Origin of the sequence: Herpetosiphon gulosus (genome assembly GCF_039545135.1) — a bacterium.
Taxonomy (GTDB): Bacteria; Chloroflexota; Chloroflexia; order Chloroflexales; family Herpetosiphonaceae; genus Herpetosiphon; species Herpetosiphon gulosus.
Window position 1 is genome coordinate 1 of record NZ_BAABRU010000059.1, and the last position, 9,181, is coordinate 9,181.

Annotated in this window: 7 protein-coding genes; 2 read left to right on the top strand and 5 right to left on the bottom strand. The window is 42.6% G+C overall.

Going from position 1 to position 9,181, the window contains the following annotated elements:
* The first annotated feature begins 165 nt into the window (after nt 1-165).
* On the top strand, nt 166-789 hold the full coding sequence (locus ABEB26_RS26345) for a hypothetical protein (RefSeq protein WP_345725078.1): 624 nt from the start codon (nt 166-168) through the stop codon (nt 787-789).
* Here ABEB26_RS26345 and ABEB26_RS26350 read toward each other — a convergent pair.
* Genes ABEB26_RS26350 through ABEB26_RS26370 form a run of 5 tightly spaced genes read right to left on the bottom strand, consistent with a single transcriptional unit; the run spans nt 779 to nt 3,651 of the window.
* Nucleotides 779-1,069, bottom strand: a complete 291-nt coding sequence (locus ABEB26_RS26350; protein WP_345725079.1) for a hypothetical protein — start codon at nt 1,067-1,069, stop codon at nt 779-781. The two genes, ABEB26_RS26345 and ABEB26_RS26350, sit on opposite strands and share 11 nt — an antisense overlap.
* A gap of 21 nt (nt 1,070-1,090) precedes the next feature.
* Nucleotides 1,091-1,579 (bottom strand): EVE domain-containing protein, encoded by a 489-nt coding sequence (locus ABEB26_RS26355; RefSeq protein WP_345725080.1) that lies wholly within the window; start codon nt 1,577-1,579, stop codon nt 1,091-1,093.
* Nucleotides 1,576-2,526 (bottom strand): bis-aminopropyl spermidine synthase family protein, encoded by a 951-nt coding sequence (locus ABEB26_RS26360; RefSeq protein ID WP_345725081.1) that lies wholly within the window; start codon nt 2,524-2,526, stop codon nt 1,576-1,578. The genes ABEB26_RS26355 and ABEB26_RS26360 overlap by 4 nt, the downstream gene beginning before the upstream one ends.
* 14 nt (nt 2,527-2,540) lie before the next feature.
* Nucleotides 2,541-3,155, bottom strand: a complete 615-nt coding sequence (locus ABEB26_RS26365; RefSeq protein WP_345725082.1) for an ImmA/IrrE family metallo-endopeptidase — start codon at nt 3,153-3,155, stop codon at nt 2,541-2,543.
* 37 nt (nt 3,156-3,192) lie between these two features.
* Nucleotides 3,193-3,651 carry a helix-turn-helix domain-containing protein gene (locus ABEB26_RS26370; protein ID WP_345725083.1) on the bottom strand — a complete coding sequence of 153 codons (459 nt, stop codon included), beginning with the start codon at nt 3,649-3,651 and terminating at the stop codon, nt 3,193-3,195.
* Between the two features lie 984 nt (nt 3,652-4,635).
* Here ABEB26_RS26370 and ABEB26_RS26375 point away from each other — a divergent pair.
* Nucleotides 4,636-9,181: ATP-binding protein (locus ABEB26_RS26375; protein WP_345725084.1), on the top strand; the 4,546-nt coding region annotated here is incomplete at its 3' end.

The window sequence follows — 9,181 nt, forward strand, 5'->3', positions numbered from 1 at the left end:
ATCCCCGCGTCCCCGCAAACACATCCCAATCATAGTCCCGACGTAGACGGAATAAGATATTTTTTAGGAATGAGGTAGCTCAAATGTACTGAAGTGGGAGTTTTTGAGGGAATTTACAGTTAAGCCCTTCTTAATGTTGAACCGCGAGGCCCATACCATATCAAAATGATTGCGGCTGAGCATTCGCAATCATTAATTGCGGCTGACAAAGTCGTTTTAGTGATTGGCTTTGGTGAAAGTTATACTGGTCCACATATGGCACCCGACAAGAAATATTATATTCGCGCGGGAGCACACTCTGGTGCAACAGGACATTTTCTGGTCGAGGCGATTCGCGCTCGGCGCGGCATCCAAATGCCAATGTTACGAAGTCTTTTACGTTTACATGAACGGAAACCACAAATTATTGAACTCGTTGTTACTCCACTAAGCGACGCACCAGCCCTCAATGTGTCGCTTACCTTTAATCCATTTCCTAAAATAATAGAACGCCACTTTAAAGAACGCTTTCCAGTACGAATTCCGGTTATTGATCGGGCAAATCCATTCGTTATGGATCTCTCAACCTTTGGCGGCAATACAGCAGTATTTGGTGCAAATCCGGTGTTTCTTCACCTTGAATACGACGATATTGTTGGAAGACACTATACTGATCAACAAGTAATCGACGCATCGAACGGGATAGGGCCATTAAAAATTGGCGACGAGATGAGTGAAAAAGTTCATAGCGCCTTGAAAGACATTGCTAACGAGCTTGCTAAACTGGGGAAGGCATTACCTAACCGATAATGGTGTCAGGAATACCTATTATTATGTTGGACACCGTAAAAAAATCGTCAGATAGCTTTTGGATGCCATCCTCAGGCGTAATAAGGCCAGCAGAGCGTTTTCTTAACTCATTTTCGCCTAAGGGATTCCCTTGTCGTTTCGAAATATAGTCATCAAGCAACTTGCTATAGGTCAAAACACGCACTGGAGCAACAGTTGATGCAATAAGCTCGGTCAAACTACTTTTCCCTGTTGCTGGTGCTCCGGTAAGATACACTACATGGAATTGTTCGTCAGGCATATATTGTTCCTTATATGAGATTTATATGGCTGATGTATCATCATCTTCTAGCCACGTTTCAATAGCCATCCATTCTTGAGGAGTAACGGGAAAGACCGTGCCACGTTGATATCGCAGGATTGATAACCCTATTAATGCAAGATCAGTCCGCAGCATTGCCTTTGAAAGCGGTCGATTGAGAAGGATTCGATCATAAACAACTTCTACGCGTGGCTTTACGGCTTGGCCACGCCGTTTGTCAATCCAATATGCCTGTCCAATATCCGAATCTGGCTGCATAATCGGATCATGTTGAACGGTTCCTATCGCATAAATCCCCGCATGGTCACCCGATATCCAAATAAGTGCACGGTCACCACGGCGAACCTTTTTTGCATGCTGATTAATATTCCAAAGCTCTTTCGGTTCTATCTTCAATGCCTCATTAATTCTATACAAGCTTGGATGAGCCTGAAAGATCCACGTATTCTGGGTCACTGGTGGTACGGATGGTGGTGATGTCGGACTCATGCAGCCTCGCGATCATTGCAATATTCTTCGGTTCCATCGGCACGAATAAATCGTGGGTAGGGAGGTTGGACGCTCTTTCCATAAAACTGTGGAATTTCATGGTGTTCAATTCGTCGATTATCGTATACGCGAATCGACTCATCAAGGGTAATACTTGCAGCATCATGGACGATAAGCGTTGATGACGTTAGCTCGTTATCATCATCAAGGTGATAATGATGCAAATCATTAACCTTATCCGTAATAACCCAGCCCCGATTTGCTAAGAATCGTTGTGTGCTGAGCATTGCGCTTTGTGTCCACTTACGTTCTTCATCATGGGGGATAATGATGCAACCATAGCCTGCGGGCTTTGTCATCTCACAACCCCGATTAATAAACAATTGAACACTCATACCATAGTTGCTTGCCCCATACGGAGGGTTCGTATAAAACCAATCGAAGTGATTTTGAAGATCACGTGGCACTGGCTCAAACGCATTGTAGAGCCGAAAATCCATCAGATGCCTAAATCCATACCGCCGTGCAAACTGGGATTGCGCACGGAGCAACCGCTCATCAAAATCAACAATGACCATTTTCGCTGGAAGGGGATATCCGAGTTGGCCACCGAGAATGCCGAGTGCAAGACTCGCACAATCATTATCGCCCATAAAAACAACGGATTTTCCTGCTAATTGTTTCGCCATCAAGATGGCTTGGGTTGCCAAATCATCATCTCTCATAGAGATTTGATCAAATTTGCGTAATGCCTGCGGACGATTTCTACGGATCAAATCCATCAAGGCAAGTGCTTTATGGCTTAGCGTAATCCTTAATAATTCTCGAAGTGTTCCGGTTTGGCCAGCTACCACCGATTGATGATCTTCCCACCGTTGCTGATTGAGGAACATCAAATCTTTCGAGAGCACATACCATGGATCAGTATGTGGTTCTGATGGGGACATAATAAAACCTCCTCCTAGAGTTGTGGTACTCGTTTAAGGTCATTCCATAATCCAAGGACTTTAGCCCGAAACACGACGAGTTCTGTACTTACTCCATAGGCTGCTGCAATTGTTTCGATTGAACGCTGTTTCCAAATAGCACGCGCGAGCATGTGGCGAGGAAGCAATACAGCGGCGGCAGTCCAGTAGGCTTCTTGTTCAATGCCGCGTAAATAGAGGCGGCGATCAAGATCGCTACCTTCCTTCATCACCAGTGAAGGCTCATGCCCATAATAGATATGGGCAACCTCTTCCATAATGGTGACCGCAGCTCGCTCCTTCGTTTGTTTTGGATTCAAGATAATAATCATCCCTCCTTCCGGATCAGGCCCACCAAGTCCTGACCACACCGAGGGATCTTGATTTTCTATATATTGACGATCTGCTTCGGACAACTGGGGAATATCCGATGGCAAAAGAATCGTTACTCCATAAACCTCAGCAATGCGGTAAGGATCAACGTGTTCATCGCGCGAGATGCCAGCATCTTGCCGAAGGGCATACGCATGCTGTTCGATATGGTTGAGAAACCTATCGGTAGCGGGTGATTGCTTATGTGGATCGATAATAAATTGTTGTCTGGTTGCCATGCCCTTCGGTCCTTTCTGCTGGGCTTCTAGCTAATAATTATTCGTCATCGGACTGGGTTGTACTCCGTCGGGTGGTTGTCAAGGTATGGAAATTATCATAGGTAGTCTTAAACATGTGGCTGAGGGCATTGGCAAGATCTCCATCAAGATTAGGATCAGCCCGTAAATGTGCCTCAACAATATCGGTTACCGACTTTTGCTCTAACTGAATTTCAACGACTTGATCAACCGATACACCAAGCCATGAGGCCAAAAGCACGATAGTTTGTGGATTGGGTTTGGGTATTGCCCGATTTATCCCTAATGGTTTTTCATAAAAACCACGTTCCCATCGTGAAAGGGTCGCAGGGCTGATGCCAGATTCGTTCGCTGCTTCTTCGAGCGTAATACCATCACGCCCACGTTTTGCTTTTATAAGATTGCCAATATCCTCCAGTTTTACCGTCTTACCAGATCCTGATTGTTTCGTGCTTGCATTCTCCTTTTGCGGGTCCATGCGAATCACTCCTTGTTATATCCTGCTATATATATAGAACAATTGTATCATTACTCAATCACTCGTGCAAGATATATTTTTTTCACGCGTGAAATATTGTAACTACAATCAATAGTATATCGACACTATTTGAATTGAAGTGGATTTAGATACTAAACCAAGATTTTGTATGCAGACGAGCCATGGCTCATTTGACAGCTACTTCATAGCATCTTCTATTGTTTATTAATTGGTATGCACGATTGAATCTTAATGTAGGCATCCCCTTTTCTGTTTTGGATTCTCTGCCAGCGGCTGCCGTGTTCACGCATGGCAACTGCTGGCGAAGTGGGTAGAGCATAGTAGAAAGTGGTTAATGTGTGCAGCTTGAGCGTATCGTTCTTTCTTTGGCTCCCACAGAGGTTTGATGTAAAAAGCTGATTTTTCAAGTGGCTCTAGGAGTGTCATGGAAATGGCGCAGCAAGTTGCGATACGCCCCAATATGTCACTTTTATCGTATTGGCGAACACATACACATCGGGTAAGCTAGCTAATTCATAGTTGGTTTTTTATTTAATCCACTATCCTTCAAAATACTGGAATTAAATCACCTCAACCAACATTCGTGCGGTCAGCCGCAGACTGAACATAACGCTTTTTGTAAATTCGCTGATAAACAACGGTTTCACTATTCATCACAACCCCAAGATTCGTGCTACCACACGCCACACCATTAACAATGAATGCTAGGGCCGTTGTTCGCTGAATGGACATGCAGGGTATTTGCGCTCGCCAACGCAGATTCCCCCGATTTTCTCTATCGACCATGCGTGCTGACGTGGCAATTTTTGATTACGTGATCGCGCTCTGATATCAAGGTATGGGGCATCGGATAAAATAGGCAGTACTCAACGCATCACGAACAAACCGTGAGCAATTGCTTGCATCGGAACCAGTGCTTTGCTAGGATAGTGGAACACACCTGCCAGCCCAAAGGATTGCGCGATGGATGATCTCGATCTGCATCTTGCCTTGGAAGCCCTACGCACGAACCCTGCCGCCCATGTCTATCACGAACGGATCACGCGAGGCATGCAGGCAATTGAACAGGGAACCCTCACGCCCTTTGAGCGCGATGCCCTTCACCGTCTCCTTGCGCGATTTCCCATACCAACCCCATCCCCTGATCCCGTGGCCGCCTTAATCGCCGCCTTTCAAGACAAACTACCGTCTGTTGATCCCGTAGCCTTGAGTACCGCGATTCACGCCCTCGTGGCAGGTAATACCTCCCAGCTTGATGGCAAATCGCTTGCCCTCACGATTGAACAACGTGGGCAAATCCAGATTGCGAACCTAGCGGAACGCAATGTCGTGATGGGGGATCTGAATCAGCTGGATATTTCCGTCCATATTCCAATTCCTGATGCGCGATTTGACCATCTGATGCAGGCCGCGTTCCAGCGCCAAACCCATGAACGGATCACGAAAGCCGCCCAACAAATCGAAAGTGATCGCCTGCTCAATCTCCGCCTTCAGGGCTTTGTCGGTCGGGTCGCAGAACTGGCCGCCATTCGTGAGCACATTGCAACGATGCGGCTCACGGGCGGCTATGTGCTGATCAAGGCGCTAGCAGGAGAAGGCAAGAGCAGCAGCATTGCCAAGCTGATTCAGGAGGCGGGCATTGCGGCGACCCCGCACCACTTTATTGCCCTGACCACAGGTCGTGAGTATCAAGTAGGCTTACTCCGCGCGGTCGTGGCCCAACTCATTCTCAAGCATGGACTGACAGTTTCGTACTTCCCCGAAGAAAGCTATCCAGCGATGAAAGCCGAATTTACACGAATCCTCGACGAGCTTTCTACACACGGTATCCAGGAAACGATCTATTTGGATGGCCTTGACCAACTTCAGCCGGAGATCGACGGCTCACGCGATCTCTCGTTTCTGCCGCCACAGCCGCCGCCCGGCATGGTGATCGTGCTTGGCTCGCGGCCTGATGAGACGCTAAAACCGCTGGAGATTCTGCATCGCGTCGATTATGACCTCCCGCCACTGAGTGAAGCCGATGCGTTAGCGTTGTGGCGATCGGTCCAGCCTGGCGTGGTAGATAGCCTCTTCCATGATCTCTATGTCGCACTGAAGGGCAATGCGCTGTTTGTGCATTTGGCTGCCAATACCATGCGTGATCAATCAGTGGTTGATGCGACCAGCTTGATTCAGAAGATTGAGCAGAATCCCAGCAACCTCTTTGGGATTACGTTGGAACGAATTAAACGCGTGCCGCTCTCCAAGTGGGACACCGTGTGGAAACCCATATTGGCGCTGTTGCTCGTCGCCCAAGAACCACTCCGGCTCGATGTGGTGGGTGATCTGCTGGAACACGACCACGACACGATACAGGATGCGGTGTGGGTCTTAGGGGGATTAGTGAGTCAGGGAATTGATCAACGGGTTACGCTCCATCACCTTATGTTTCGCGACTATCTTGTTGTGTCGGTGTTCAATCAGCGTGAAGTTAAACGCTGGCAGCAACAGATGGCCGACTGGTGTGCGAAGGATTTGGAGGGCATTTGGGCCGATGATCGCGACCCCATTGAACAGGCACGGCGAGTCTATGCGCGGCATCACTATATAACGCATCTCTTCTTGGCCGAGAATTGGACAACGCTGTGGCAGGTCTTGGATGCGGGCGATTATGGCGAACACAAAACCCGCTTTGATCCGAGTACCCGACTCTATGCCCTTGATTTGAATCGCGGGCGGGAGAGTGCTATCAACGCAGGACAATCGACTGAAGAACATATCCAGAACCTGCCGCGTCTCTGGAAGTATAGTCTCTTACGGACAAGTTTAACCAGCCGTGTTGATCAATGGCCTGATGATTTAGTTGAGGTCTTGGCGATGCTTGGGAGAACGCAAGAGGCATTAGAAAGAATAGAGTTATCTTCTTCTATTGAGAAAAAAATATTTTTATGGGCTAGAATTATTAATTGGTGTAATGAATCTCAAAAAACAACAATTTTTTCACGAATAAATCAAATTATTACAGACAATTCCTTATTATATAACTCTGAAATCATTAATTCTGTTTTTCAAGTAATCTTATCTACAAATAGAATAGAACAAGCTATAGAGATTGCATTACAAATCGATGACAAGATAAATCGCATATTATCCATAAATATAGTATTGAATAAATCAATAAACTTATTGAATTGCAATATATTCAATAACCTCTTAGATGAAATTATCATTCTTGCCAAATCTGTAACACAACCAGAAATACGTATAGATTTATTTTGCAATATTACAAAAACCATTATTCTTTCGGGAAATATCGATAATGCTATTTTTTTTATAGAGGAATCCTATAAATTTATCCATACAGTCGAAAATGAGGGAAAAAAATCATCACTCATTTGCGATATTGCAGAAAATATCAATAATATTAGTAAATTAATAAATTTCAATGAAAATATACAAAATCTTACTCAAAAAATCATAAAAGACATTCAATCTTTCAAGGATTACCGAATGCGCATAAAGATTATTTGCATACTAGGAATATCATTGATATTAAATAAAAATATCAATGATATTAATATTATTATAGAAGAATATACTTCAATAGCTTTATCTATTAATGATGATTGGAGTCGTGCCGAATCAATTCGCTTTATAGCCCAATTTGCTGGTAATGAAGGACATATTAATCAAGCTATATCTCTTTTAGAAAAATCTATTGATATTGCACAATCTATAGATAATATTAGAACTCGTAACGCTATTATTAGATCAATAGCTTACACCAGTATATTAATTGGTAATATCGATTATACTATGAGCCTTTTAGAATCAATTAGTCATGAAGAAAACCATCTAACCATACTTTGTTTAATTGCTAAAGAGGCTATACATTCTGGACATATAATCCATGCTAATATAATTTTAGAGAACATTCTCAAGATTAATCGAATCATTAACAAAGGAACTATTCGATCATCATCAATTTCCTCTATAATAGAATCAAATATATCATTAAATAATCTTGAATGTGCATTATTTATTACCGAATTTATTGATTATAGTGAATTTAAGATTAACACGTTAATAAAAATCATAAAAGTTTCAATACTACATGATAATATCGATTTACCAATAAATATCACTAAGAATATTTTTGATAAAAAAATTAAATCAGATCTACTTAAAATAATAATTAATCTCGGAATGCATTTATTAAATCCAATTAAAATATCAGAAACTATCAAATTAATTGATATTGAACGGATAAGGATTGAATCACTAAAAAATTTAATTCAATATGCAATTTCAATCAGCGACATCAACTATGCCTTGAATATTATCAAATATATCAGTTCGGAACGAGAAAAAGCTGATATGTTAAAGATTATTGCTCAAGGTACTGCTTCTATGGGGGAAATCGACTATGCGTTAGATATTGCTCAATCTATTAATATTGATTTGATTCATTCCGAGACCCTCAAAATTATTATAAAAATTGCCATATCTATGAAAAATTTCAATAACCTTATGGTTATTGCTAGATCTATAAAGGTTGATTTAATTAAAGCTGATGTAATGATAATTATTGCTCATTCAGAAACTATACTTGGAAATATTCCCCAAGCTCAACATATTTTAGAAGAATCAATCACTGTTGCACAAAAGATCTCAATACCAAGCCAAAAAGCAGATATGCTAAAAAAAATTATTCAATCTATAGCATATATTGAAGATTTTGATCATGCAGCAAGCGTTGCACAGTCCATTGATATTGATTGGATTCAGGCAGAAACATTTAAAGGTATCGTGCAAATCGCTCTGGCAAAGGGGTATCAAGATAAGGCTGTAGTAATTGCTCAATCTATTAGCCATGTAAATGGTATAGAAACACTTAAAATGGTTGCGAAATCTGTCGTTTCGTCACAAGCTGCCTTATTGCTTGATCAAGCTGCGACTATTGCCCACAGTATTACTGAGGGTAAAATTCGCGATAAAACCTTAAAAGGTATTGCCGAAGAATCACTATCTATCAATAATATAGACCTTGCCATCAAAATTGCTGAATCTATCAATGTTGATTGGATTCGTACTGATATATTTGGTAATATTGCACAAGCCATAGCAAAGTCCGGGAATATTGATCAAGCCATAGCTATTGTTTATTCGATCAATTATTGGAATCGTAGTAAAGTTCTTCTAGATTTAGCCGAAATATGTTCAGTATCGAATAAATTAGACTATGCTATTATGATTTTAAATGATGCTACGACTATAGCACTTTCGACAAAGGATGATTATAAACGCAGCGAAACCCTTAGCACCATCGCGCAGGCTGCGGCATCTATGAACTCCCTCAATGATGCACTAACCATTGCTCAACTGATTGACAATCCTACAAAACGCAGCGAAACCCTTAGCACCATCGCGCAGGCTGCGGCATCTATGAACTCCCTCAATGATGCACTAACCATTGCTCAACTGATTGACAATCCTACAAAACGCAGCGAAACCCTTAGCACCATCG